Origin of the sequence: Paenibacillus sp. J31TS4, assembly GCF_018403265.1 — a bacterium.
Lineage (GTDB): Bacteria > Bacillota > Bacilli > Paenibacillales > NBRC-103111 > J31TS4.
This window is the reverse complement of sequence record NZ_BOSI01000001.1, coordinates 1408377-1433027: the sequence shown is the minus strand read 5'-3', so window position 1 is coordinate 1433027 and position 24651 is coordinate 1408377. Positions and strand designations below refer to the sequence as shown.

Sequence of the window (24651 nt, the reverse complement as noted above, 5' to 3'; positions counted from 1 at the left end):
GGACATGGTCTCCGGACCGGAATCGGGCCTATGCGGGCGCCACCCGCCTGTACGCCCAATAGAGAAGATGACGGAGGGAACAATGACGAGGGAAACGGTAGTGCAAATCCGCGGGCTGACGAAGCGGATCAAGGGAAAGACGATCGTCGACTCGCTTACATTCGACGTGCCGGGCGGTGAAGTGTTCGGATTCCTGGGTCCGAACGGAGCGGGCAAAACAACAACCATCCGCATGATGGTCGGACTGATGGGCATGAGCGGCGGCGAGGTGCTGATCGATGGGATCAGCGTGAAAAAGGACTTCACCCGAGCCATCTCCCGGGTCGGGGCGATCGTGGAGAATCCGGAGATGTACAAATTTTTGACCGGGTATCAGAATCTTATTCATTTCGCCCGGATGCACCCGGGAATCCCGAAATCGCGGATCGACGAGGTTGTCGAGCTGGTGGGCCTCGGGCAGAGGATCCACGAGAAGGTGAAAACCTACTCGCTCGGCATGCGGCAGCGGCTGGGCGTCGCGCAGGCGATGCTGCACAAGCCGGCCGTGCTTATTCTTGATGAACCGACGAATGGGCTGGACCCGGCGGGCATCCGGGAGCTCCGCGATTATTTGCGGACGCTCGCGGCCAAGGAGGGGACGGCGGTCATCGTCTCCAGTCATCTGCTCTCCGAGATGGAGCTGATGTGCGATCGGGTGGCGATCCTCCAGAAGGGGAAGCTTGTGACGGTCAAATCCCTAAAGGAATGGATGGGGCGGGACGCGGCGCCGCGTCATGTTTTTGAGGTGGACCGCCCTGCGGACGCGGCCGCCGTCCTGCAGCGGACGATGGGGCTGGCACCGGCAGCGATCGGCCATCAACAGCTGGAGGTCGAGGCGGAGCGTGAGCGGATTCCCGGCATGACCGCCCAGCTAATTGCGGCAGGCATCGCAGTCTTCGGCATCCGCAAGGTGCAGTCTACGCTAGAGGAGCAGTTCCTGGCGATGACGGGAGGTGATCAAGTTGGCTAACTTGACAGGCTTGATCCGCAATGAACAGATGAAGATCTACCGCAGACCGAGGACGTGGCTGCTCGTCGGTCTTTTGATCGCGATCGTTTCGCTGCTGTTTTTCATGGAATGGAGGGACAGGGCAACGGCCATAGGCGTCAGCGACTGGCGTCCGGAGCTGGAGACGCACATTCGGGACATGCAGCAGATGCTGGAGCAGGAGCAAGATGGCTTGGGAGAGAAGGCGGTCCGTAACATTCAGGACTCCATTCGCGAATCGCAATATGCGCTTGACCACAACATCAACCCGTTCGTCAATACGATGTGGCAGATGGTGAGCCATTCGGCGAACCTCATTACCGTCGTAACGCTGTTCGTGATCATCGTGACGGGCGATCTGGTGGCCGGAGAGTTCGCCTGGGGCACGATCAAGCTGCTTCTCATCCGGCCGGCTTCACGGAGCAAGATTCTGCTGGCCAAGTATGCCGCCATGCTGCTGTTCGCACTCTTCCTGCTGGCCGTGCTGTTCGTGACGGCGATCGGGGTGAACGGCCTCCTGTACGGCTTCGGCCCGGAGCAGCCGTACCTGGCGGTAAGCTCGGACGGGACGGTGACGGAAAAGAGCTATGCCGCGCTGGCTCTACAGACATACGGGCTGAACAGCATCAGCCTGCTGCTGATGGCTACCTTCGCCTTCATGGTCTCGACCGTTTTCCGCAGCAGCACGATGGCGATTGGGTTTTCAGCCGGCCTGCTGCTCGGCGGCACGATGATCGTCGCGCAATTCGCCAAGTATTCGTGGGTCAACTATTTGCTGTTCACGCATCTTGACCTGCGCCAGTCCTTAGAGGGCAGGCCCATCGTGCCGGGCACGACGATCGGCTTCTCCTTGGTTGTGATGGCCTGCTACTACCTTCTCTTCCTGGCGATGAGCTGGACCGTCTTCCGCAGGAGAGATGTAGCTGCCTGACGGCCGGCCCCACCCGTACGAAAAAGCCCGCCTCCTCCGTATGACGGAGGGGCGGGCTTTCGTGCGGTGGCTATGGACACGGTGGGCATGGCGGGCCAGAGCCGCTCAGTAGACTTTATGGATAATCTCCTCGAACGCCGGCTCCTCCATATGGACATCGGCGATCTCGCCCCACTGGCTGACGTGCCGGAGGACGTCCATAGCGGGGATGTCCTGCCGGTTGCACTGTAGCGTCAGCTCCAGACCGTTGCGCCCGGCGATCGAGAAGGGGGCGCCGTCTGTCTCAAGCCGTTCCGGCAGCGGCTCCCGGAAGCTTACACGGATGACGGTCGGCAGCCCGATCCGGCTGCGCAAATCCGGGATCGAGCCGTCGTACGCCAGCCGCCCGTGATTGATAACCATGACGCGCTGGCACAGCTCCTCGATGTCGTCCATATCGTGCGTGGTCAGCAGAATGGTTTTGCCGAGCTCCCGGTTGATGGTCTTGAGGAAGCCGCGGATATTCTTCTTGGCGATGACGTCCAGCCCGATCGTCGGTTCGTCGAGGAAGAGGATCGCCGGATCGTGGAGCAGAGCGGCGGCCAGATCGGCCCGCATCCGCTGGCCGAGCGACAGCTTCCGGACAGGGGTATCCATAAATTCACCCAGTCCGAGCAGGTCGTTCATCTCGGCGAGCTTGCGGGCTTTGTCCCGCTCCCTCAGCTTGTACATGGCCGCGAGGATGTCGTAAGAGTCGCGAGTCGGCAGATCCCACCACAGCTGGGTCCGCTGACCGAAGACGACGCCGAGCCCGCGGACGACATGGCGCCGGTCCCGGTGCGGGCTGCGGCCGCCGATCGCGACCTCGCCCGTGCTCGGATGAAGAATGCCGGTCAGCATCTTGATCGTCGTCGATTTGCCGGCTCCATTCGGCCCGATATAGCCGACGAATTCGCCCTGGCCGATGCAGAAGCTGATGTCGTCGACGGCGACCTTTTCCTTGTACTTGCGGGAGAACAACGCCCGGACTCCGGCGAATCGCCCCTCGGGGACGAGAGGAGTCCGAAACCGTTTGGAGATATGCTTGACTTCGATCATCCGGATGTCTCCTTTCAAATCTTCTTAAGCAGGACTGGGCTCAACTGCCGGCGCTTTGGTACCGCGATAGGCCGAGCCTCCAGAAGCGAAAGCTTACCCAAAGCAGGAGGACCGCGGCAGCCGTCGAGACAAGCAGCAGCCAAGGGCCATATTCGCCGCGTAGGATATAGAGCGCGGGCACGTAATTGGCGAAGCCGACGGGTACGAGGGTGAGCAGAATCATCCGCAGCCAGCCGGGATACAGCACGAGCGGATATTGCGCTGCGTTGCGGGCGGCATCCTCGGTGATGTTCTGCAGGTCGCGGACCCGGGTCAGCCAGAAGCCCGCCGTCGCCGACAGGAGGCCGATGGCGAACAGAATGACGCTGCCGGCCAGAATGACGAGAGCCGTCTGCGGAATCGCCAGCCAGCCGATCTGTCCCGCTGCCAGCAGACCCTGGAAGCAGAGGACGAGCAGCACTGTCCCCTGGATCACCTCACCGAGCAGAATCGTGACGTTTTGCGTCATGAGCGCGAGGAGGACGGGGATCGGCCGGGTCAGCAGCTGATCGAGCTCGCCGCCGACGAGGTATTTCTCGATATGGTGGACGTCCGAGGCGAGGATGCGGTAGATCGCGCGGGACAGCAGCAGGACGGAGTAGAGATACCCGATCTCGTACAGACTCCATCCCTTGATGTCGCCGAACCGCTGCAGAATGATGGCGATCAGCAGAAATTCCATCAGGTTAATGAACGCCGCAAGACCAGACGAGAGCAGAAAATTCAGCTTATACTGCATCCGGCTGCGGACGCTGGCACGGAACAGCAGCAAATACAGACGGAGCATCGTCATCCTCCCTGCACCTCCACCTTGCGCCGGACGAGCCGCGTGATGCCGAGACAGAGAACGGTCATGACGAGGCACCAGCCGATCGTGCCGGCTAGAACGTTCGGTCCCTCCATCTCCAGATAAATGCGTGTCGGCATGTACTGCAAGAACGGATAGAACGTAGCCCGGCTGACCGTCTGCAGCCAGCCCGGGAGCCATTCGAGCGGGATCAGGAAGCCCGACAGCAGCTGCGAGAGGGCAATATTGACCCAGACGAGCCAGCGGGATTCGGTCGTCCAGAGCGCGCAGACGCCGATCAGATACTGAATGCAGATCGAGAGATAAGAGGCCAGCGCCAGAGCTAGAATCGTCCATAGCCACGTGACCGGCCGCTCGGGCATCCGAATGCCGAGCGCCAGAACATACAGCAGGTAGATCGGGACGACCTTGTACAACAGCTGGTAGAGCAGCTGGCCCCATTCCCGGCTCATCAGGACGTAGAACAGATGGACCGGCCGCATCAGGTCAAGGGACACCTGGCCGCTGCGCACCGCGGTTTCCAAGCCCAGTCCGTTCGTCAGGAAGACGGTAAGCCACAGGCACGCCTGGTTGAAGGCGACGTAGCTGACCATGCCGTCGACCCCGTATTCGCCGAGCGTCCTATTGTCGCCGACGCCGATCCAGATGGAGACGTAGACGAAGCCGAAGAGAGAGCTCGCGATCGTATTGAGCAGGTGCGAGCCCCGGTACTGGAGGTTGCGGGCGTATGCTTTGCGCGCCAGAACGGCAAACAGCATGGGACACCTCCTATGTAGTTGTCGTAAAGAAAGCGCTTTACGGAGCGTGGAAACCATATAACGTGCTGAAACGGCTGGAATAGGGACGAGTAACGTCTGCTTACTCTTAGAAGAAGGAATGCTGGCGGCTGAACAGCCTGTTTGGCGAGCGGCGGACGGCGGAGCAGGCCGGTGCGCGCTTTGCTTGCGGATGAAATAGCGTAGAGAAAAAAAAGGAGACAGCGAGAGCCAGTATACCAAACCAATCCCTTCCAGCGCAACGGTTATTTTGCAGGAGTGCCGCAAGTCTTCATCTTTTCGTAAGAGAGACGAGAAGAAATTCTGCTATAATGGGTAGGCAGCAGTTAGCAAAAGGAGAGAAGAATGGAATCCCGTACCAAGAAACAACAGGCGAAGCGAAGGCAAAACCAGCGCCGCATGATGGCAGGCACCGTTATTTTATTTTTTGTTCTGATCGCAAGCATTGTGGGGATCTACATAGGCGTGGAGAAGCCGGAGCTGCGTCCTGGCTGGGCGGGACCGTCCGCGACGCCAGCGTCGGCAAACGCGGCTCGGCCGACCCCGACCCCACCGGCTTCCCTTGCGCCGACGCCTGCGTTGGCCGAGGAGCCGAAGACGACTCCGCCGGCTGTCTCTACCGAGCCCACGGCTCCCACCCCGACACCGCCGGCGTCCCCACCAGCCGCCGGAGCGGGAGGAGCGCCGGCTACGGGAACGGAGGCGGGCCGCGTCAAGCTCGCGTTCGTCGGCGATGTGCTCCTCGGCAGCACGGTGGAGAACGTGCTGAAGGAGAAGGGCTACGATTACCCGTATTCCGATGTGAAGACGCTTCTGCAGGGCGCGGATCTCACTATCGCCAATCTGGAGACGCCGGTCACCGAGCGGGGAACCCCTCAGCAGAAGGACTACGTCTACCGCTCCAGCCCCAAGGCACTGCCAGCGTTCAAGGAGGCGGGCTTCGACCTGGTCAACCTGGCCAACAACCATTCCATGGACCAGGGCGAACAAGGGCTGCTCGATACAATGGACCATCTCGACGTGCTGGGGATCAAGCGAGTAGGGGCCGGACGGACGAGCGCGGAAGCGTTCCGTCCGGTTATTCTGGAGAGCAAGGGCATCCGTATCGCCTTCGTCGGCTTCACCCGCAACGTGCCGGACAACAGCTGGAAGGCGGGGACGAGCCGGCCGGGACTGGCCGACACGTACGACAGCAAAGCTCCGGTCGATGCGATCCGCAAGGCGAGGGAGCAGGCCGATCTGGTCGTGGTCATCGCGCATTGGGGCGTGGAGCGCAGTGACACCCCGGATGAGCATCAGAAGAAGCTGGCCCGAGCTTACATCGACGCCGGAGCGGATCTCATCATCGGCGGGCATCCGCACGTCCTTCAAGGCTTCGAACGCTATCAGGGCAAGTGGATCGCCTACAGCCTCGGCAATTTTATCTTCACGACGAACAATTATCCGAAGACGCTCGATTCCATGATTCTCGAGGCGAGCTGCTCGAAGGAGCGGTCCTGCGAGCTGAAGATGGTACCGATCTTCACCAAATGGGCGCACCCGGTCGTGATGGGCGAGGCGGACAGCCTCCAGCTGTTCCAGCGGCTGACCGCGGTGTCGACCCAGGCGGCGATCGGGAGAGACGGACGCATCCGCTCGACCGTTTCGAGCACTTCCCCTTAACCAAAGGAGACGAACCGAATGAACGAAGCGAGAGGCAATATCTACTGCATTGGAAGAAACTATGCGCAGCACGCCGCTGAACTCGGCAATGCCGTGCCGGAGAAGCCGATGGTGTTCATGAAGCCGACCCACGCCCTTCTGCCGATGGACGGCGGTACAGCCGTTCTCCCGGCCGGCCGCGGCGAGATTCATTACGAGGCTGAGCTCGTGCTCCGGGTTGGCCGTGCCTACGAGAAGGGAATGACAGTCGACGAGCTCGTCGACCGCTTCGCGATCGGCCTGGACCTGACACTCCGGGACGTGCAGAGCGAGCTCAAGAGCAAGGGGCATCCTTGGCTGGAGGCCAAAGGCTTTCGGAACTCGGCTCCGCTCGGGCCGTTTCGGCCGTATCCGGGGACGGAAGCGTTCCGGGAGACCGCTTTCCGGCTCGAGAAGAACGGTGAGACGGTGCAGCGCGGCACTGCTGCGGAGATGATCTTTTCCCCGCAGCAGCTGGTCGATTATGTGGCTGCACAGTACGGCCTCGGCGAGGGCGACCTGATCTTCACGGGAACGCCCGCGGGAGTCGGCGGCCTGGCAGACGGCGACCGGCTGGAGCTGTTCTGGGGAACCGAATCCGCCGGATGTCTCACCATTTCGATGAAGTAAGCGAAGAGCCAAATAACGAACAAAAAGCTCCTCACGGGAACCGTGAGGAGCTTTTTTATGCTTGGCGTCAGGACGGCGCTCTTGGGAGACTGGCTGCCGCAAACTCCCCGGAGGGAGCGTGCGACCTGCCGTCAGCCCTTGACGGCACCGGAGTAGGCGCCCTTGATGAAGTAGTTCTGGAAGGCGACGAACACGATCAGAATCGGCAGCAGCGCTAGGATGGAGCCTGCCGCAATGAGACGCGTGTTGGTCACGAACGTACCCTTCAGCTTGTAAAGGCCGAGCGTCAACGGGTACTGGCTGTCGTCCTCGAGAATCAGGTACGGCCACAGGAAGTTGTTCCAGGCGCCGATGAAACTCAGGATGGCGAGCGTAGCCAGCATCGGCCGCACCATCGGCAGCAGGATTGAAGCCCAGATGCGCCAGACCGAGGCGCCGTCGATAATGGCGGATTCCTCGATTTCCTTCGGAATCCCCACGAACGCCTGCCTCATCAGGAAGATGCCGAAGGCCGATACGGCGCCGGGAAGGATAATACCGGCGAATGTGCCCAGCAGGCCCAGCTTGTTCAGGATGAGATAGACCGGGATCATCGTCACTTCCCCGGGGATCATCATCGTGGCGACGATGGTCAGGAAGACGAGCTGCTTGCCCTTGAAGTTCATCCGCGCCAGCGGGAACGCCGCAAGCGAGCAGAACAGGAGGGGCAGCACGACGCCGAAGAACGAGAGAATCAGGCTGTTCCAGATATAGAGCGGGATCGGCAGCGAGTTCCAAACCGTCGCGAAGTTCTCCAGCGTGAAATTCTGGGGGATGAACTTGGGCGGCATCGAGTAGATCGCCTCGTCTTGTCCCTTGAGCGAGGTGGATAGCGTCCACAGGAACGGCACGACCATGATCAGGGCGAACAGCACAAGGAAGAAATAAGAGACGGTATGCTGAAGCAGCTTGCGTTTGTTCCAAAACCGGCGGGACGGTGAGGTCCGTGCGGTAGGGAGACTTGTCGTCTGCATAATCGGTTTCTCACTCCCTGTCCAAAGATCGTTTGTTGAGCAGTGTCAAAGCCAGGATAACCGCGAAGAGCAGGAACGAGACGGCACTCGCGTAGCCCATGTTCAGCTGCTTGAACGCTTCGTCGAACACCAAGTAGACGACGGTCGTCGAAGCGCCGAGCGGTCCTCCTTCGACCATCGTCAGCATCAGTGTGAATTCCTTGAACGCAGACATGGTCGAAACGACGGCGACGAAGAAAATGACGGGGCGCAGCATCGGGAATGTAATCGAGATATGCTTGCGCCAGAAGCCGGCTCCGTCTAGCTCGGCCGCTTCGTACAGATCCTCCGGAACCGACTGCAGGCCGGCCAGATAGAACAGCATATAGTAACCGAGCCCCTGCCATACCGTGACGATCGCAAGACTCGGCATCACGACGTACTTGCTCGTCAGCCACTTGACCGGCTCTACTCCGATAATAGACAGGAAGTAGTTGAGCACGCCTTCGCTGTTGAACATCCATCCCCACAGGAAGGCCGTGACGACGACCGAGACAAGAGCGGGAAAATAGAAGACGAGCCGGAACAGCTTGACGCCGATCAGCGCCTGATTGACGAGTACCGCCAAAAAGACCGGCAGCACAACAAGCGCGGGAGTTACGAGAATCCAATAATAGAAGGTGTTGAACATCGCTCTCCAAAAATCGGAGTCCTTCAAAACTTCCATGTAGTTGTTAAAACCGACGAATTCCGTCGGCTCGAAGATGTTGTAGGATGTAAAGCTCAGAATGAGTGCGGCAACCGCGGGCCCTAAGCTGAACACAAGCAGGAATAGTCCGGCAGGAGCCAGGAAAGCCCAAGCATGGACGGATTTATACACGACGTTATGACCTCCCTGTTACCGAACTGGCCGCGTTATACGCGGCCAGTTGCGGTTGTTCCTGTGATAGGATGAGTAGCTTATTTGAGCAGCTTATTGACTTCGGCTTCCGCGTCGGACAATGCCTTGGCCGGGTCTTTCTTCTCCAGGAGCACGCGATGGAACTCGTCGTTGATCGCCTTGTTGATCTTGGAGATGTTCTCGACCGGCGGAATGTTGTTCACGGAGTCCTTGAGCTGCTGGACGGCGAAGTAACGGCCCTTTTCAGCCGGATCCTTCGAATCCTTGCCCTCGGCGAAGAACGGATCTTCCGCGGCCTTCTTGACGGACGGCAGAACGGCGACGATTTTGCTGAATTTCAGCTGGTTCTCGGCGTTCGTGATGAATTTCGCGAAGTCTGCGGCTTCCTTCTGGTGCTTGCTCTTCTCGGCGACAGCGATATTCATGATGGCGACATGCACTTTGCCGGTAGAGCCGAGCAGAGCGGGAGCGGCGTCAGACTTATCATATACTTGAGGAGACAGGTCCTTGACCTGACGGAAGAGCTGAGGACCGGTGCTCCACCAAGCGATCTTCTCCTGGGCGTACCATTCCTGGGCTTTCGCCTGGCCGAGGAGCATCTCGTCGGGAAGCAGCTTGTCGTCGTAACGCTGCTTGAACGCCTTGAAGATTTCAAGCGCTCTCGGAGTATTGAACGCCGCTTTCTTGAAGTCGTCGCTGATAAGCGGAACGCCGTTCGACGGCAGGTAAAGGTGAATGTCCTTCAGCGTGCTGCCGTAAGCGCCGGTCTTTTCCTTGATAACCTTGGACATCTGCCAGGCTTCCTCTTCGGTCTTCGGCGGATTGTCGAAGCCTGCCTTCTTGAGAATATCCTTGTTGTACAGGAGGACGCTGTTGGACAGGTACCAGGGAAGCGCGTAAGATACGCCCTGGAATTCGCCTGCCGACCAGATGCCCTCGTAGAAATCCTTCTTGACGTCGCCTGCGAGTTTATCCATGTTGGCGACGGCGCCGAGCGCTGCGAGCTTCTTGAGATAGTCGGTGTTCAGGTTCATGACGTCGGCCAGCGTACCGGACGCAGCCGAGGTGAGCGTCTTCTGCTCGATGGCGTCGATCGGCACGTCCTGCCATTTGACCTTAACGCCGGGATTCTTCGTTTCAAAATCTTTGATAACTCCGTTTATGTAGTCGTCGAATGTCGGGCTAAGCGAGATGGTCCAGAACGTGATTTCGACCGGATTCTTGCTGGCTCCTCCACCCGCGCTCGGCGACGCATCGCCGGCTGGCTTGGAACCGCTACCGGAACAGCCTGCAACGATCGCCATAACCATTGCAACCAAAACCATGACCCACTTCTTTACATGCTTCAAACTGACTCCTCCCTTTTTCTGACTAACTGTGGTTGTGGTGTTTTTCTCCGAAATGATAACAGAAAAAGAAGAAAATACCCCCTTTCATCATAGGAATGATCTCCAAGATTGTCAATCTAACACAGGGGTTGAAAATGCAATCTTTCTTTAATTTGGAAGAATTGGTGAAAGAATAGAATATTGTCCCACAGCAAACGCCCGGCCTTCGGTACAGACGGTTCCCCGTCGTCCGGAAGCCGGGCGTCTGGCATGCACAGGGCTAGAATCTAAGCAAGTAAGCGAGCCACTAGGGGAGCGGGACGGCTCCGGTCTGGCGCAGCGTGCCGAGATCGTGCACCTGAATCTGCGCCGGCGACAGGCTGTACAGGCCGTCTCCGATCGTAAGCAGCCGCTCGATCTGTTTGTCGGGCTGCCCGCCCATCCGGCCCTGCTTGGCGAGCTCTGCTTCCGTGTAATGCGTCAGCTTGCCTCGGAGCTGGAACCCGTTCGCCAGATCGAGCCGGTAGACGTAGGCGCCCTGGAACGTGATCTCGCCGTAGGCGGGAGCTCCATTCTTGACCGCCGCACCGCCTGGAACTTCGGCAACGCTGACGGGAAAGGCGAGCAGGTTCGTTTCCCGCGAGAACAGCAGCGCTCTATGGTTGCGCAGCAGCTCCGAATCGGTGCCGCGGTCGCCGATCGTTTCTTTAAACAGCTCCACCGGATTCGCGACGTCGCTGACGTCGAACAGGGCGAGCTTCATGCCCTGGTAGTAGGCGGCCGTCTCCTGGCCGGAGGCTTTGCTGCCGGTCGGCAGCTCTACCGTATCCTTGCCGAAGCCGATCAGATGCGTATCGTCGTAAGGGTGCAGGTAGTCGCTGTAGCCCGGAATTTTGAGCGCCCCGAGCATCCGGGGAGCTTGCGGATCGGCCAGATCGAGCACGAACAGCGGATCGACGTTGCGGAACGTCACCATGTAGGCGCGGGTTCCCATGAACCGGACCGAATAAATGCGCTCTCCCGGGGCGAGCCCTATGAGCTGGCCGGCCGGCATGAGGCTTTCGTCCAGCACGTAGACGTTGTTCTCCGTGAGCGGCTCACCCTTGGCGAAGCCTCCGTCGGTGGTAGCGGCGATCCGGAAATAGCCGTCGTGTTCATCCATAGAGAATTGGTTCAGCACCCGGCCGGGCACTTCCCCGGAGGCCACGTAGCGTACGCGCCCTTCATCGAGCAAAAACTTCACGATGCTCGTGTTCTCGCTGCCCAGAGATTTGCGTTTGGCGGACGAAGCGGGCGCCGCCTCATACTTGGCCATCGTCACATACAGATGGTCCGCGGAGACGTAGACGGACTGTCCGCTGCCCAGATAGGCGTTCACTTGGGCAGGCTCCGCCGAATCCAGCCGGAACCCGGCGACGAGCAGGTAGGCGTTCGGCTGCGTATCGGGGAACACGCGGATCTTGTCGTACCCGATGAGCGTCCAATCTCCCGACCCTGCGGTATCCCGATAAGCGGGGGCGATCGGCTCGCGCTTGCGGGCTTCGTCGTCCCGCTTCAAGCCGTAATAGCGCGGGTACTGGTTGCCGACCAGGTAAAAGCTGCTTCCAATCCGCCGCGAGGCGACATAGTTGCCGTCCAGACTGACCTCCCGGAGCTTGACGGGGGTCTCCGGCTTGGTGACGTCGTACACTACCGCACGCGTCTGGGCGCGGCTGGCCGCCGGCATCATTTCTTTGGCCTGACTGGCGCGTTCGGCCGTACCGGCGCCCGACGCGGGCATCGGCCGCACCGTAATGGCCCCGTAGGTATGGCCGACGACGATCATCCGGCCGTCCTCCACGTAGAGCTCCAGCGGAGTCAGGCCGTCCTCCAGCTGCAGAGAGGCGACCGGCTTCATCTCCGCCGCCGGAACGGCGGACGTGATGACGACGCGGCCCCGGTTCACTTGATACAAGTACTTGCCGTCCGTCTTCACGATGTCTCCCTCGTCGACGCCTTCAACCTGGACGTTCGTAGTCGAGTGGCTCTCGGCCTCCTTGGCTTTCTGCGCCGAGACAGGTGCGGCATCTTTGGCGGCCCCCGCCGCCGGCGCGGCAGCCGCCGACTCGGCCGTCGTCATGGCGCGTTCGGCGATCCCGGTCGTCGGTTGAGCGCCGGCCGCAAGCAGCTGAAGCAGCTTCTCCTCCGAGCCGACCGCCTGCAGCGCGTGCTCCTCGCTCGTAATCGCCACCCGGCCGCCGGGACCGTCCCACTTGACGGCGAAGCCTAGCGATTCGCTTAGGAAGCGCAGAGGCACCATCGTGCTGCCGCCTGTCAGAACGGGAGGCGGGGCAAGCGGATAGACGGACGCTCTCCGGGAAGCGGTTCCGTCCGCCAGCCGAATGACAACCGCCTCGCCCTGCCGTGTCACGGTTGCTTCCCCGGCGCCGGCATCCCAGGCGACCTCGGCCTGGAGCGCGCTCGCCAAGTCCCGCAGCGGCACCATCAGCGTGCTGCCTTCGAGATAGGGGGAAGCAGACGAGAACGCGAGGGGTACCCCGTCGACCGAAAAGGAAAGGGTCCCGGCGGAGGAAGGAGCCGCGGCAAGGGGAGGTCCGGGATCCGCATTGCCGGCGAGCCCGCTGCCGGCATAGCCTCCGGCTGCGGCGAGCAGAGCGGCAAGGGGAAGGGAAAGGAGCAGACGTTTGACTAAGCGATCACGCTTCATGGAGCCAACCTCCAATAAGGAATAATCTTACAGTTGTCTACCAGACGGAGCGGCCGGGTAAAAAGTTGCTAGACGGCAGAAGGATCGGCAAAGTTCTTCACGGAAAGCTATAAGATCACTTGAGGGGGCGGGCGAAATTGATGGAACATGATGGAAATTCAGGGTAGAATTCCATTCGGGTTCCCCTTATAGTGAAGAAGGATGCAGAACCATTGTAGAGGGAGAGGAATCGTCGGTATGGATCAGAGATATCGCAAACGAAACACGGTAGCTTTTACGGCGGCATCGTACGCTGCATTGGGGGCAGGTCTCGTTCTGTTCTGTCTCGGTGTGTACAACGCCGATTGGGAACTGAACGTGAAAGGGTATTATTTGCTGTGCATGGTGTTGATTACGATTTCCTGTATCGTCGTGCAGAAGGTCGTTCGGGACAATACGGAGGATAGGGAGCTGCGCTTGGAGAACCCAAAACACCGGATGAGGAATACCGCCGCCTTTACGGGGATGGCCATTGCGGGGCTCGTTATCGGGTTTGCGATGTTCTTTATCGGTCTTTACAACGCCCCGTTCGAGCTTAATGTAAAAGGATACTACATAGCTGTTATCCTGCTGATTTCCTACAGCGCGATTAGCGTTCAGAAAGTGACGAGGGATAACGCCGAAGACAACGAGATTCTTGCCGAGCAGGAAGCGAGACGGGACATTCAGGGGTAAGGACATGGTGAGATAGCCTCTCTGCTGCCGAGCTTTGTTAGCGGCAGCTTTTTTGTGCTGCCTAACGTCCGAACGGCTGCTGGGAAAAGGGGAAAAGGGAACGGAACTAGTTTCTCTTTTTTCGGAGCCCAGACTCTTTTATGATGGGGAAAAGCTGCTCCATAGGGGGACGTCTATTATGGAGGCGAAACTTGCGATTAAGCGGGAGAGGGGGGAGATCTGGATTGAAGCCGATCATACAGCTGCTGCACTTTGGCTATCAACAAGCGATGAGCTGCATCTTTCCGGTTGCCATTTTCGGAACGCTAGCTCTTTCCAGCGCCATCCCCATTCCCTTCCTTCCTCGCTATGATGCCATCTTGCTGGTTCTGCTTCTCGTGCAAGTTCTCATGTACCGCTCAGGGCTGGAGACGCGGGATGAAATCAAAGTCATCTGTGTCTTTCACGTCATTGGGCTTATGCTCGAGCTCTATAAAGTAAGAATGGGGTCATGGGCTTATCCCGAGCCCGGGTATACGAAGCTGTTCGGTGTTCCGCTTTACAGCGGGTTTATGTACGCTAGTGTAGCCAGCTATATGTGTCAGATTTGGCGGAGACTGCAGATGGACATGAGCGGCTGGCCGGGGACCGCAGCCTCTATGCTGCTGGGAGGCGCCATCTACTTGAACTTTTTCACACATCATTTTCTGCCCGACTTTCGTTGGTGGCTGACGCCGCTCGTCTTTCTCGTCTTCTGGAAAACATGGATCTACTATCGGGTGCGGACCGTTACGTATCGCATGCCTTTGTCGCTTGCGTTTCTCCTCGTCGGGTTCTTCATCTGGCTGGCTGAGAATATAGCGACCTTTTTGGGCGCATGGAAATATCCGGACCAGCAGGAAGCCTGGCGGCTGGTAGGGTTCGGCAAGATCAGCTCGTGGTTCCTCCTCGTCATCATCAGCGTCATCATCGTTGCCCAGCTGAAGTATGTGAAGGCCGGCCGAGCAGCGAACGAGCATGGCTTCCTCAAGAAAACTCCTCTTTAAAAATCCTATCTTAAAGAAAGGGACCCCCTTTCGAAAGAAGAATGCTGGGAGCTTACGCAAGTAAGCTCTCTTCGGTACCTGGCCCGCATGTAATTGTAAGGAAAGCACAAACAGCCGGCACAGGTCATGGACCGTACCGGCTGTTCGTCTGTCGTGATATATGCTGCTACATGGATTTGGTCAGCTCTTCCATCTGCTCGACCAGATCCTTGAACACGCTCATCGCCTGCTTGATCGGCTCCGGAGTCGACATGTCCACGCCGGCGCGCTTCAGGATGTTGATCGGATAATCGCTGCCGCCGCTCTTCAGGAAGCCGAGATAGCGGTCGACCGCCGGCTGGCCCTCCTCGAGAATCTGCTTGGCGAAGCTGGTCGCCGCGGAGAAGCCGGTCGCGTATTTGTAGACATAGAAACTGTTGTAGAAATGCGGGATGCGAGCCCATTCCATCTCGATGTCCTGGTCGACGGCCATTCCCGGTCCGTGATATTCTTTGTTCAAATCGTAGTAGACTTTGCTGAAATCCTGCGGCGTCAGCGATTCGCCCTGTTCGGCCTTCTCGTGCGTGATCTTCTCGAATTCGGCGAACATCGTCTGGCGGAAGACCGTTGTGCGGAACTGGTCCGCGTAGTAGGTGAGCAGATACAATTTGGCTTTCGGATCTGTAGTCTTCTTCAGCATGTAATCCATGAGCAGCGCCTCGTTGAGCGTGGACGCCACCTCGGCGAGGAAGATCGGATACTGCGCGTTACGGTAGTCCTGATTCGCGTCGGAATAGAACGAGTGCAGCGCGTGTCCCATCTCGTGAGCCAGCGTGAACATGCTGTTCAGGTTGTCCTTGTGGTTCAGCAGCACATACGGATGCGTGCCGTAAGCGCCCCAGCTGTACGCGCCGCTGCGCTTGCCCTCGTTCTCGTATACGTCGATCCAGCCACCGTCGAGACCCTGGTGGAGTGCCTTGCCGTACTCCTCGCCGAGCGGCTCGAGGCTGTCCTCGACCATCTGCTTCGCCTGCTCGTACGTGATGTCCATCTTGAACTCCTCGACGAGCGGAGCGAACAAATCGTACATATGCAGCTCGTCGACCTTGAGCAGCTTTTTGCGCAGCTCGAGGTAGCGATGGAGGATCGGCAGCGACTCGTGGATCGTGTCGATCAGATTCGTGTATACCTCTTTGGAGATGTTGTCGCTGAACAGCGACATCTCAAGGGCGGACGGATACTTCCGCGCCTTGGCATAGAACAGGTTCTTCGTAATGTTGGCGCTGAGGGTGGCGCCGATCGTGTTCTTTTGCTTGCGGTACGTGCCGTACATCGCCTCGAAGGCGGACTGGCGCACCCGGCGGTCCCGGCTCTCGAGGAACTGGATGTAGCGGCCGTGCGTCAGCTCGACCTCTTCGCCGTTCTCGTCCTTGACCTTGGGGAACTTCATGTCCGCATTGTTCAGCATGGCGAAGATGTTGCTCGGCGCCTGGGACAGATTGCCGACCTGCGCGAGCAGCGCCTCCTCCTGCTTGGAGAGGATGTGGGCCTTCTGGCGGAGCATCTCTTCAAGCGTCCGCTTGTACGCGGCAAGCGCCGGATCGGCGATGAGCTGCTGCAGCTTGTCTTCGGACAGCGCCAGCACCTCGGGCGTAATGAAGGAGAGCGCTTCGCTCACCTCGACGCTCAGCTTGGTCGCCTTCTCGGACAAGGCTTGATAGGCAGGATCGGCCATATCCTCGTGGTGCTTCATATGCGCGTAGACATATAGTCGTTCGGTATGTAAAGAAATATCGTCCTCCAGCACGAAGCACTGCTTGATCGTCTCCGCGTTGTTCAGCTTGCCGTGGAACGGCTCCAGCTTGGCGAGGGATCCCTTCACTTCCTCGTATTCCTTGTTCCATGCCGCCGTATCGGCGAACAGATCCTCAATCGACCAGCGGTGTTCCTGGGGCACTTCGGCCCGGGTCGTGACTTGCTTCATGGGAACCCTCCTTGACGGTTTCGTAATAGAGGCCGCCGCCGCAGGCGGTGCTGCGGGCAGGACGGCACAGGCCAGCAGGCAGAACGACAGCACGACCGGCAGGTTTCGCATAGGAAAGCTCTCCCGTCTTCGTTTTTGCCGTTAGTATGGGCCTTCTTTCCATTCATTATAAATCATTTGCTCAACCCTTCACCAGGCTGTACATGAGCAGGAAGAACGAGAACAGAACCATGACCAGCGTCGTGCCGGCCATGAACGGCCTTAGTGACGGGGGGATCGCGTCCTTCTTCATGATTAGGATCCAGGCGAGGCAGAACGAGACTATGATGAACAAGAGCACGGAGCCTGGCTCGAACAATTTGGGACCTCCTTTCCCGGGAACTGCGGGTCTCTCTAGCTTCTCCAGCAAGAGACGGAACTCCTTCATTGTCATCAGAAATCGGATGGGGGTCAAGAAAAAAAGGGAACCGTCCGGCGTTTCGCGACCAATACAGAGTAACGACACGAAAGGAGGGCAGGCATATGGACGAAGAAGAGCTGCGGCAATGGGTCCGCAGGCTGGGAGAAGGCTCCGAGGAGGCGTTCTCCGTCGTCTATGAAGAGACGAAGGAGCATGTGTACCGGCTGGTCTCCTATCTGACCGGAGGAGGGCTGGAGACGGACGATATCGTTAGCGAAGTCTATCTGGAGCTGATCCGGGCCGTGGAGACATATGATGCCAGCCGTCCGTTCCGGCCCTGGCTGAACGGGCTGGTCGTCCGGCAGACAGGCAGCTGGAACCGGAAGCGGTGGAGAAAGCTACGCCTGCTGGACCGCAGCCGGATGCTGCTCGACCGGCATCCGGCCGCACCGGGGACGGACGGACGGCTGCTGCGCGACGAGAGGCGCGAGGAGCTGCGGGAACTGGTCGGCCGGCTGCCGTACAAGCTGAGGAGCGTCATCGTGCTTAAGTATTACCAGGAGTGCACGTACGAAGAGATCTCGAGGCTGCTCGACATCCCGGTCGGGACCGCCAAGTCCAGGCATCACAAAGCGCTGGCTCAGCTGCGCCGTCGGGCGGAGCTTGCCGGAGAGATCCGAGAAGGGGGCTTGTTCCATGTCCATTGAAAAGGAATTGAAGCTGGCATACCAGGAAGGGGAAGCCGTCAGGGGGCCGTCCCGGGCGCTGGATGAGCGGATTGCCGCCGCAGCGTCGGCTCGGATGAGAGGCCGCGAGAACCGCGTGCCTAGACGGCGGACCCGGCCAAGGGTCCGGAGCGCGGCGATCCTCGTCGGTCTGATGCTCATCTCCGGCGTCGCCTATGCTTCCACTTATCTGTACTCGCTCCAGACGAGCCAGGTCCGGATGACGCTGTCCGGCGAGCTGACGCTCCCGGAAGGAGCGGCCGCCCGGGTCGGAAGCCAGCTGGAAGCGGTTCGCCGGCAGCTGGCCCCGGGGGAGGCCGCGTTCGTCTACAGCACCGAGCTTGAGAAGTGGAAGCTCCCGCCGCTGACCAAGGTGACGAACCCGGTCCCAATCCCCGATCTCGCGGAGTGGAAGGAGCGGACGCTGCCCGTCTACGGTCCGCTCAAGACTCCCGCTGCCCTGCCAACGGGTTGGCAGCTCGTAAGAGGCGAGCTGGAGACGGCCTACCAAGGATATTCCCCGGAAGATAGCGAGCGTGTACTGCCCGGCTTGAAGAAGCGGGCAAAAGCGGAGGGCAGCGGCTACGCCTGGGAAAAGGCTGCCGAGTCCGGCACCTATCCGCTGCTGCCGACCCCGGGGCTCGTCATTCGGACGCAGACGGGAGAGGACGTCCAAATCCGGTATATCGTCTTCCGCGAGGAGGACGGCGTCTTCCGGGTGGAGGGCAAGCAGGACAAGAAGGCCGTCGCCGAACAGGTCCGGATCGGGGAACGGGACGCGGTCTACACCGAATCGCCCAACTACCTGCTGAGCCAGACCGGCACCTACCGCGAGGTCGTCTGGATGGAGGAGCAGGAGGGACGGACCGTCGTCTACCAGGTCGGGGCGGAGGATCCCGCCGTCGGCAAGGATACGCTGCTCGAGATCGCCAGCCGTCTGCAGTAATCCGCCGTTTGCAATAGAAGAAAGAGCCGCCCACGGGCGGCTCTTTCTTATGTAGAGGGAGGGGCAAAGGCTCTATTCGGCCGCCGGCTCCTCGCGCCGGTAGACCTCCCGTCCGCGGACATAGGTGGCGACCAGCCGAAGCTCGTCGTCCACGAGCAGGAAGTCCGCATCTTTGCCGGCCTCCAGCGTCCCTTTGCGGCCGTCGAGACCGACCTGACGAGCCGGGACGGAGGTTAGGGAAGGAAGGACGGCCTCGAGCGGAAGGCCGGTGAAGGCGAGCACGTTGCGGAGCGCCTGGAGCATCGTCAGCGAGCTGCCGGCGAGCGTCTCGCCGTCCTTCAGGTAGACCTGGCCGCCCGTCATGCGGACATGCCCGTAATCGCCGTCGGGAAGGCCGCAGCATCCGACGGCGTCCGTGATCATGCAGACCCGGCCGGGCGACTTGACGGCGAACAAGAGCCGCACGACCGCCGGGTGGACATGAATGCCGTCAGCGATGAGCTCGGTCGTCAGCTCGGAGAGGAGAAGGCCCGCCCCGGCGAGTCCGGGCTCCCGGTGATGGAGCGGCCGCATCCCGTTGAAGTGGTGCGTCGTATGGGTGACGCCCGCCTCGACGGCCGCTTCCATCTGGGCGTAGGTGGCGTCGGAATGCCCCGCCGATACGGTGACGCCCCGGCCGCGGAAACGGCGGACCGCCTCCAGCCCGCCCGGCAGCTCGGGGGCGAGCGTCACGAGCCGGATGTGGCCGCCGCCCGCTTCGAGGAACTGGTCGATCTCCTCCGGCGTCGGAGGGCGCACGTCCTCCTTCCGTTGGGCGCCTCTGCGCACGACGTCGAGGAAGGGCCCTTCCAGATGAATGCCGGCGAGCTCGGCGCCCCCGACGCCCCGTTCCACGGCCGCCGCAGCGCAGCGCAGCGCCTCCCGGATACGCTCTCCGGTCGACGTATTCGTTGTGGCCAGGAAGGCGGTGGTGCCGTGCGCCGCATGAAACCGGCTGATGCCGTCCAGGCTCTCGTAGCGGGCGTCCATGACGTTGTACCCGTTCCCTCCGTGCATATGGACATCCACGAAGCCGGGCAGCATCGTGAGTCCCTCGGCATCGATTTGGCGCACGGGCCCCGATGCCGTCAGCTCGGCTCCGCCCGCCGCCTCGATCCGTCCTGTCTCGTCCACTAGAAGGCGCCCTTGCTCCCGCCTGCCGTCCGGCAGATAGAGGGCGGCATTCGTCCATAGCGTTCTCATCTCGCTTCATCCTTCCGGTCTTCGGATTCTCTTGCCAATGCGTAGTGCACGGCGCCGATGAGGCCGGCCGTGTCGCCGAGCGTCCCCGTCGTGACGACCGGCCCCGGCTTCCTGCCGTACCGGAGGCTCAGCGTCCGGCGAAGCGGCTCCAGCAAATAGTCGCCGGCCGCCGCCACCCCGCCTCCGATGACGAGCATCTCGGGATCGAGCAGGGAGACGGCCGTCGCCAGCTTGCCGCCGAGCACTTCTCCGGCGAAACGGAAGATAGCCGCCGCCTCCCGGTCGCCGGCCGCCGCGGCCTCGTACACGTCGTAGGCGTTGACCGGCCGGCCGAGCTCCCGCAGCCGCGTGTCCGTCCCCCGGCGGATCGCCTCGGAAGCCAGCCGGGCGATGCCGGTCGCGGACGCCACCGTCTCGAGACAGCCCGTCTTGCCGCACGGGCAGCGGGAGCTCTCGCCGTCCACCGGGTCGTGGCCGATTTCGCCGGCGTACCAGCTGCCTCCCCGGATCAGCCTTCCGTCCGACATCATTCCCATGGCGATGCCCGTTCCAAGCGTGACGCAGAGGACGTGGCGGCGTCCTCGGGCGGCGCCGGCCATGCATTCGCCGAGCGTATACATCCGGACGTCGTTGTCGATCGTGACGCGGATGCCCAGACGTGCCTCCAACTCGGCGGCCAGCGGTACTTGCGACCAGGCCAGATTGGAGGCACCCAGGACGACGCCCGCCAGCGGATCGACCATCCCCGGTACGCCGATTCCCACGCGGACCGGATGCCTGCCTCCGCCTTCGCGCTCGACCAGCAGCCCGATCTCCCGGGCGAGTGCGTCCAGATAAGACGCAGGGTTGCTCGTCCGTCCGGGACCGCGATGCGGTTCGGTCGCGATCACCGATTTGCCGACAAGTGCGAAGTTACCGTCGAACAGCCCGATGACGGTATTCGTCCCTCCGATATCCACACCGACCGAATGTCCTTCCATAGCTCTCCGCCTTTCCTTTTTCTGGTACCTTGGCATCAGTATAGCAGAGGCCAGAGGGTTGAATAGAGGAGAATTTTATTGTTTATGGGGCTAGGCGGTTCGACAGGACGCTCTTGCTTTTAAAAAGGAAGGGACAAGCCGAATTCGCGGGCCGCCTCAGCGAGCGTCCTCTTGTGCTCGTCGCCTACGGGGATGCCGCTGTTCCGCCATTCCTTCTCCCGCTCCGCCTCCAGCGCGCCGGGGACAAGAGACCGGCTCTGGCCTGGCAGTGGCTCCATCTGTGTCACCATCTCGCTGTACGCGCGGACCTCGCGCTCGAACTGCTCCGGAGGGAGGAAGCGGGAGACATCGATGGCGACGAGGAGCGAGCCTTGGTTGGCGCCCGGGTGGCTTTTGACCGCACGCTCCTCCTCCAGCGGCACGCCCGCCAGGAAGCCTCCCAGCGCTTGGCACATATAGCCGAGCCCCAGACTTCGGAAGACGAGACCGGGCGTGTTGGCCATGAGGCCGGGCACATGGGGCGAGCCGGGGTACAGGTCGTGCATCGCGCCGAAGTCGAGCACCATGGCCGGCGCATCCCCCGCGGGAACGGCAAACGACATCGGCGAGCCGCCGGGCGCCTCCAGGATCGAACGGCCGGGCGCAAGCTCCAGCTGATGGCCGGAAGTGACGTAGGCGATGAGTCCGGCGGATGCAAGTATCCGGGAATAGATGCCCGCCGCCCCGAAATGGCCGTGGTGGCGCGTGACGGCCGAGGCGATGCCGTACCGCTTCGCCCGGGAGACGACCTCCTCGGCCGCACGGTAGGAGGCGAAGTAGCCGAGGCCGCCATCCCCGTCGACGAGCAGAGTGGCGTCATCATCCCGGACGAGGCGGACGTGCGGATCCGGGTTCAGCTTCCCGTCACGCATCAAGCGGGCGTAAGTGGCGATTTGGCGGCTGCCATGGCTGAAGACGCCGCGCAGATCGTTGTCGACGAGCAGGCCCGCGAGGAATCGCCCTTTGTCCTCCGGCATGCCGGCGCGGCAGGCAAGGGCAACGACGAAGTCGGTCATAACAGAGGGAGCAACTCGAGTATAGCTTTCCGGTGGCTGGTTCATCGGACAGTCCCCTTTGCTTGAAATTTAGACAGTTTGTAAGAACAATCCCCACATACTTCTGTCCTGAATCAAGCATATTAAAAAAATCCGATGCTAGACCAGAGGCCTATGATGGATGGGTCAATCCATGTCCCACCGGGACTTTGGCATCAGACGCGAATTCTCCGTTTCTGACTAACGATGGGTTATCAATGTTAAGTTCGCGTTATATCGCTATCCGACAAAATTCGATAAGCTAGGACTAAGCCAAAAAGAGTATGTGGTCTTGGACTTAAGGAGGGGCATTATCCATGAAGCGGATGACAAAGAAAATGTTTAGCGCAGGTCTTGTAACCGTTACCGCGGCAAGCATGCTTGCCGGCTGCGGAGGAGGATCCGCAACCGACAACGGCAAAGAAGGCGGGTCGGCAGCAAAGCCGTTCGAGGGCAAAAAGCTGACGGTCGTCACCGCCAACCACCCGTGGGGCGAGGCCATCAAGCCGCTGATTCCCGAATTTGAAAAAGAAACCGGCATGAAGGTCGACGTCCAAAGCTACTTCGAGGACCAGCTGACCCAGAAGCTGACCGTTCAGTTTACATCCGGCTCCGCCACACCCGACGTCTTCATGTATCGTCCGCTGCAGGAAGGCAAGCAGTTCGCCAAGAACGGCTTCGTGCAGCCGCTGGACGAATATGTAAAGAAAGATCCGAATTACAACTTTGACGACTTCTCCAAATCGGCGATCGGCTCGACCACCGTCGACGGCAAGCTGACGGGGATTCCGGTCATCACCGAGCAGGAGATTCTCTACTACCGCAAAGACCTGCTCCAGCAGGCGGGCATCGCGGTGCCGAAGACGATCGACGAGCTTGTGGCAGCGGTCAAGAAGCTGCATGATCCGAGCAAGGAAATCTACGGCTTCGTCGCACGCGGCCAACAATCGCCGCTCGTGACTCAGGTTTCGTCCTTCCTCTATTCCGAGGGCGGGGACTTCATCAAGGACGACAAGGCGACCGTCAACACGCCGGAAGCGATCAAGGCGTTCTCCACGTACGGCTCGCTGCTGAAGGACTACGGTCCTCCCGGAGTCATGAACATGGCCTGGACCCAGGCGATGGGCATCTTCGCCCAAGGCAAAGCAGCGTTCTACACCGACGCCAGCGCCATCTACAACAACGCAACGGACCCTTCCAAGTCCAAGGTTGCGGATAAAGTAGGCTTCGCAGTCTTCCCGGCTGGTGCAGCCGGCGCCAAGCCTTACAACATCACTTCTTGGGGTCTTGCGATGAACGCCAAAGCGGCTAACAAAGACGCAGCATGGGCGTTCATGCAGTGGGCAACAAGCAAAGACATCGTCATGAAGACGCAGGAAAAAGGCAACACAGGCGCCCGTGCCTCGATCTGGAACACCGAAGAAGGCGTGAAGGGACTGCCGGCGGAGCTGGTCAATGTCATCAAGGAATCGTCCAAGATCGGCGTCGACCACGACCGTCCCGTACTGATCAACGTAGGCGAAGCGCGCGACATCGTCGGCGGCATCGTACTCAAGGCGATGCTGGGCGAGGACGTCAAAGCGCAGGCCGAGAAAGCTAACAAAGACCTGCAAGCGCTGATCGATAAAGAAAAAGGCAAGTAAGTCTCGCAGCAGATGGAGGGTCTGGGTCTTCTTCAGACCCTCTTCTTTCATGGATCCGCAGTCCGTATTCCCGGCAGCTTCAGAGGGGCCGCGGGCAGCGGCGTTTCTTCCGGCGCTGCCGGGGAGGCGGAGTCCGGATTCGGATAGCAATAATGGAGGTGGCAATATGGGCTACAACTGGTTTGACAGAAACCTCAAATGGATATATACGATGCCGGCCCTCCTGTTCGTGCTTCTCATGATGGTATTTCCAATCCTGTACACGGGCAGAATCAGCTTCTATGAGTGGAGCATGTCGGCTACGGAGCCTCCCCGCTGGGTAGGCCTCGAAAACTATAAAGCCCTGCTGACGGACGGCCGGTTCTGGCATGCCGTCGGGGCAACCTTTACCTTTACCGCCGGCGCCTTGTTCTTCCAGGCGATTCTCGGCATCGCCATCGCGATGCTGCTGAACCGCACGTTCCGCGGCCAGAACCTCGTCAAGACGCTGTTTCTGCTGCCGATGGTCGCAACGCCGGTCGCGATGGGTCTTGTCTGGATGCTGATTTACGAGCCGACGATCGGCGCAGCAAACCAGATGCTCAAGTTCTTCGGTCTCGACCCGCTTCTTTGGCTGGGCTCGCCGAACCAGGTACTGCCCTCGCTGATCATTATCGACGTCTGGGAATGGACACCGATGATCGCGCTCATCATCATGGCCGGTCTGTCCACGCTGCCTAACGATCCGTACGAAGCGGCGGACGTGGACGGCGCGACAGCTTGGCAGAAGTTCCGGCACATCACGCTGCCGCTCTTGCGGCCGACGATCGTCGTCGCTCTGCTGCTCCGGCTGATCGACGTGCTCAAGACTTACGACATTATTTACGCAACGACGCAAGGCGGACCTAACTTTGCATCGGAGACGCTCAACCTGTACGGATACGTGCTCGGGTTCCAGTACTTCAAGATGGGCCCGGCGTCGACGCTGCTCGTTCTGTTCTTCCTGCTGGTCATGGCGCTGACTCTCGCGCTCATCTGGGTGCGCAAGAAAGTGGAGGCGTGAGG

22 protein-coding genes and 1 pseudogene are annotated in these 24651 nt (G+C 60.3%); 11 read left to right on the top strand and 12 right to left on the bottom strand.

All coding sequences use genetic code 11. From position 1 onward, the window contains the following. The first annotated feature begins 82 nt into the window (after nt 1–82). The gene (locus KJS47_RS06570) at nt 83–1009 is read left to right on the top strand and encodes an ABC transporter ATP-binding protein (protein ID WP_213523827.1); all 927 of its coding nucleotides are present in this window, start codon (nt 83–85) and stop codon (nt 1007–1009) included. Then, nucleotides 1002–1958, top strand: a complete 957-nt coding sequence (locus KJS47_RS06565; protein WP_213523825.1) for an ABC transporter permease — start codon at nt 1002–1004, stop codon at nt 1956–1958. Before KJS47_RS06570 ends, KJS47_RS06565 begins: the two co-directional genes overlap by 8 nt. A 105-nt stretch (nt 1959–2063) precedes the next feature. Here KJS47_RS06565 and KJS47_RS06560 read toward each other — a convergent pair whose 3' ends face one another. Genes KJS47_RS06560 through KJS47_RS06550 form a run of 3 tightly spaced genes read right to left on the bottom strand, consistent with a single transcriptional unit; the run spans nt 2064 to nt 4640 of the window. Beyond that, complete coding sequence (locus KJS47_RS06560; protein ID WP_213523807.1) at nt 2064–3035, bottom strand: ABC transporter ATP-binding protein; 972 nt, start codon at nt 3033–3035, stop codon at nt 2064–2066. A 40-nt stretch (nt 3036–3075) separates the two neighbouring features. Further along, nucleotides 3076–3867 carry an ABC transporter permease gene (locus tag KJS47_RS06555; RefSeq protein WP_213523805.1) on the bottom strand — a complete coding sequence of 264 codons (792 nt, stop codon included), beginning with the start codon at nt 3865–3867 and terminating at the stop codon, nt 3076–3078. Then, complete coding sequence (locus KJS47_RS06550) at nt 3864–4640, bottom strand: ABC transporter permease (protein ID WP_213523803.1); 777 nt, start codon at nt 4638–4640, stop codon at nt 3864–3866. The genes KJS47_RS06555 and KJS47_RS06550 overlap by 4 nt, the downstream gene beginning before the upstream one ends. 363 nt (nt 4641–5003) lie before the next feature. Here KJS47_RS06550 and KJS47_RS06545 point away from each other — a divergent pair, with 363 nt between their 5' ends. Beyond that, nucleotides 5004–6320, top strand: coding sequence for a CapA family protein (locus KJS47_RS06545; RefSeq protein WP_249716144.1), 1317 nt, complete (start codon nt 5004–5006; stop codon nt 6318–6320). Between the two features lie 18 nt (nt 6321–6338). Continuing rightward, a complete protein-coding gene (locus KJS47_RS06540) occupies nt 6339–6968 on the top strand; it encodes a fumarylacetoacetate hydrolase family protein (protein WP_213523801.1) in 630 nt (209 codons plus the stop codon). Between the two features lie 131 nt (nt 6969–7099). On the opposite strand, the gene KJS47_RS06535 is transcribed toward KJS47_RS06540, so the two are convergent. The 4 genes from KJS47_RS06535 to KJS47_RS06520 all read right to left on the bottom strand — a co-directional run bounded on the left by KJS47_RS06535 (nt 7100) and on the right by KJS47_RS06520 (nt 12896). Beyond that, a complete protein-coding gene (locus tag KJS47_RS06535; protein ID WP_213523799.1) occupies nt 7100–7981 on the bottom strand; it encodes a carbohydrate ABC transporter permease in 882 nt (293 codons plus the stop codon). 10 nt (nt 7982–7991) lie between these two features. Continuing rightward, nucleotides 7992–8840 carry a carbohydrate ABC transporter permease gene (locus KJS47_RS06530; RefSeq protein ID WP_213523798.1) on the bottom strand — a complete coding sequence of 283 codons (849 nt, stop codon included), beginning with the start codon at nt 8838–8840 and terminating at the stop codon, nt 7992–7994. Nucleotides 8841–8920: 80 nt separating this feature from the next. Next, nucleotides 8921–10210: an ABC transporter substrate-binding protein gene (locus tag KJS47_RS06525; protein WP_249716141.1), complete on the bottom strand. Its 1290-nt coding sequence runs from the start codon at nt 10208–10210 to the stop codon at nt 8921–8923. A 286-nt stretch (nt 10211–10496) separates the two neighbouring features. Continuing rightward, nucleotides 10497–12896, bottom strand: coding sequence for a beta-propeller domain-containing protein (locus KJS47_RS06520; protein WP_213523797.1), 2400 nt, complete (start codon nt 12894–12896; stop codon nt 10497–10499). Nucleotides 12897–13097: 201 nt separating this feature from the next. Here KJS47_RS06520 and KJS47_RS24370 point away from each other — a divergent pair. From KJS47_RS24370 to KJS47_RS06510, 3 genes and pseudogenes are all read left to right on the top strand, one after another. Next, a pseudogene (locus KJS47_RS24370) lies at nt 13098–13316 on the top strand (YiaA/YiaB family inner membrane protein); the annotation flags it as partial. Nucleotides 13317–13373: 57 nt separating this feature from the next. Continuing rightward, a complete protein-coding gene (locus KJS47_RS24365; RefSeq protein ID WP_374707019.1) occupies nt 13374–13610 on the top strand; it encodes a YiaA/YiaB family inner membrane protein in 237 nt (78 codons plus the stop codon). A 224-nt stretch (nt 13611–13834) separates the two neighbouring features. After that, nucleotides 13835–14635 (top strand): DUF817 domain-containing protein, encoded by an 801-nt coding sequence (locus KJS47_RS06510; protein ID WP_213523795.1) that lies wholly within the window; start codon nt 13835–13837, stop codon nt 14633–14635. A 166-nt stretch (nt 14636–14801) separates the two neighbouring features. Here the strand turns inward: KJS47_RS06510 and pepF are convergent, their stop codons facing one another. After that, a complete protein-coding gene (pepF, locus tag KJS47_RS06505) occupies nt 14802–16598 on the bottom strand; it encodes an oligoendopeptidase F (RefSeq protein WP_249716139.1) in 1797 nt (598 codons plus the stop codon). Between the two features lie 181 nt (nt 16599–16779). Beyond that, on the bottom strand, nt 16780–16956 hold the full coding sequence (locus tag KJS47_RS06500; RefSeq protein WP_213523793.1) for a hypothetical protein: 177 nt from the start codon (nt 16954–16956) through the stop codon (nt 16780–16782). A 164-nt stretch (nt 16957–17120) separates the two neighbouring features. On the opposite strand from KJS47_RS06500, the gene KJS47_RS06495 reads away from it, so the two are divergent. Together KJS47_RS06495 and KJS47_RS06490 are read left to right on the top strand one after the other, a co-directional pair. Then, complete coding sequence (locus KJS47_RS06495; RefSeq protein ID WP_213523791.1) at nt 17121–17705, top strand: sigma-70 family RNA polymerase sigma factor; 585 nt, start codon at nt 17121–17123, stop codon at nt 17703–17705. Continuing rightward, nucleotides 17695–18669 (top strand): hypothetical protein, encoded by a 975-nt coding sequence (locus tag KJS47_RS06490; protein ID WP_213523789.1) that lies wholly within the window; start codon nt 17695–17697, stop codon nt 18667–18669. The genes KJS47_RS06495 and KJS47_RS06490 overlap by 11 nt, the downstream gene beginning before the upstream one ends. A 72-nt stretch (nt 18670–18741) precedes the next feature. On the opposite strand, the gene nagA is transcribed toward KJS47_RS06490, so the two are convergent. The 3 genes from nagA to KJS47_RS06475 all read right to left on the bottom strand — a co-directional run bounded on the left by nagA (nt 18742) and on the right by KJS47_RS06475 (nt 21991). Then, on the bottom strand, nt 18742–19911 hold the full coding sequence (nagA, locus tag KJS47_RS06485) for an N-acetylglucosamine-6-phosphate deacetylase (RefSeq protein ID WP_213523787.1): 1170 nt from the start codon (nt 19909–19911) through the stop codon (nt 18742–18744). After that, the gene (locus KJS47_RS06480; protein ID WP_213523785.1) at nt 19908–20891 is read right to left on the bottom strand and encodes an ROK family protein; all 984 of its coding nucleotides are present in this window, start codon (nt 20889–20891) and stop codon (nt 19908–19910) included. The genes nagA and KJS47_RS06480 overlap by 4 nt, the downstream gene beginning before the upstream one ends. Nucleotides 20892–21010: 119 nt before the next feature. Then, nucleotides 21011–21991, bottom strand: a complete 981-nt coding sequence (locus KJS47_RS06475; RefSeq protein WP_213523783.1) for an Ldh family oxidoreductase — start codon at nt 21989–21991, stop codon at nt 21011–21013. A 290-nt stretch (nt 21992–22281) separates the two neighbouring features. Here KJS47_RS06475 and KJS47_RS06470 point away from each other — a divergent pair, with 290 nt between their 5' ends. Together KJS47_RS06470 and KJS47_RS06465 are read left to right on the top strand one after the other, a co-directional pair. Further along, nucleotides 22282–23607 (top strand): ABC transporter substrate-binding protein, encoded by a 1326-nt coding sequence (locus KJS47_RS06470; RefSeq protein WP_213523781.1) that lies wholly within the window; start codon nt 22282–22284, stop codon nt 23605–23607. A 166-nt stretch (nt 23608–23773) separates the two neighbouring features. Next, complete coding sequence (locus KJS47_RS06465) at nt 23774–24649, top strand: carbohydrate ABC transporter permease (RefSeq protein ID WP_213523779.1); 876 nt, start codon at nt 23774–23776, stop codon at nt 24647–24649. The last annotated feature ends 2 nt before the right edge of the window (nt 24650–24651 follow it).

Excerpts from the sequence above, each read along its gene's own strand:
- KJS47_RS06570 (WP_213523827.1), top strand. The coding sequence starts at position 83 with ATGACGAGGGAAACGGTAGTGCAAATCCGCGGGCTGACGAAGCGGATC.
- KJS47_RS06560 (WP_213523807.1), bottom strand. The coding sequence starts at position 3,035 with ATGATCGAAGTCAAGCATATCTCCAAACGGTTTCGGACTCCTCTCGTC.
- KJS47_RS06555 (WP_213523805.1), bottom strand. The coding sequence starts at position 3,867 with ATGACGATGCTCCGTCTGTATTTGCTGCTGTTCCGTGCCAGCGTCCGC.
- KJS47_RS06550 (WP_213523803.1), bottom strand. The coding sequence starts at position 4,640 with ATGCTGTTTGCCGTTCTGGCGCGCAAAGCATACGCCCGCAACCTCCAG.
- KJS47_RS06545 (WP_249716144.1), top strand. The coding sequence starts at position 5,004 with ATGGAATCCCGTACCAAGAAACAACAGGCGAAGCGAAGGCAAAACCAG.
- KJS47_RS06540 (WP_213523801.1), top strand. The coding sequence starts at position 6,339 with ATGAACGAAGCGAGAGGCAATATCTACTGCATTGGAAGAAACTATGCG.
- KJS47_RS06535 (WP_213523799.1), bottom strand. The coding sequence starts at position 7,981 with ATGCAGACGACAAGTCTCCCTACCGCACGGACCTCACCGTCCCGCCGG.
- KJS47_RS06520 (WP_213523797.1), bottom strand. The coding sequence starts at position 12,896 with ATGAAGCGTGATCGCTTAGTCAAACGTCTGCTCCTTTCCCTTCCCCTT.
- KJS47_RS24365 (WP_374707019.1), top strand. The coding sequence starts at position 13,374 with ATGAGGAATACCGCCGCCTTTACGGGGATGGCCATTGCGGGGCTCGTT.
- pepF (WP_249716139.1), bottom strand. The coding sequence starts at position 16,598 with ATGAAGCAAGTCACGACCCGGGCCGAAGTGCCCCAGGAACACCGCTGG.
- KJS47_RS06495 (WP_213523791.1), top strand. The coding sequence starts at position 17,121 with ATGGACGAAGAAGAGCTGCGGCAATGGGTCCGCAGGCTGGGAGAAGGC.
- KJS47_RS06490 (WP_213523789.1), top strand. The coding sequence starts at position 17,695 with ATGTCCATTGAAAAGGAATTGAAGCTGGCATACCAGGAAGGGGAAGCC.
- nagA (WP_213523787.1), bottom strand. The coding sequence starts at position 19,911 with ATGAGAACGCTATGGACGAATGCCGCCCTCTATCTGCCGGACGGCAGG.
- KJS47_RS06480 (WP_213523785.1), bottom strand. The coding sequence starts at position 20,891 with ATGGAAGGACATTCGGTCGGTGTGGATATCGGAGGGACGAATACCGTC.
- KJS47_RS06475 (WP_213523783.1), bottom strand. The coding sequence starts at position 21,991 with ATGAACCAGCCACCGGAAAGCTATACTCGAGTTGCTCCCTCTGTTATG.
- KJS47_RS06470 (WP_213523781.1), top strand. The coding sequence starts at position 22,282 with ATGAAGCGGATGACAAAGAAAATGTTTAGCGCAGGTCTTGTAACCGTT.
- KJS47_RS06465 (WP_213523779.1), top strand. The coding sequence starts at position 23,774 with ATGGGCTACAACTGGTTTGACAGAAACCTCAAATGGATATATACGATG.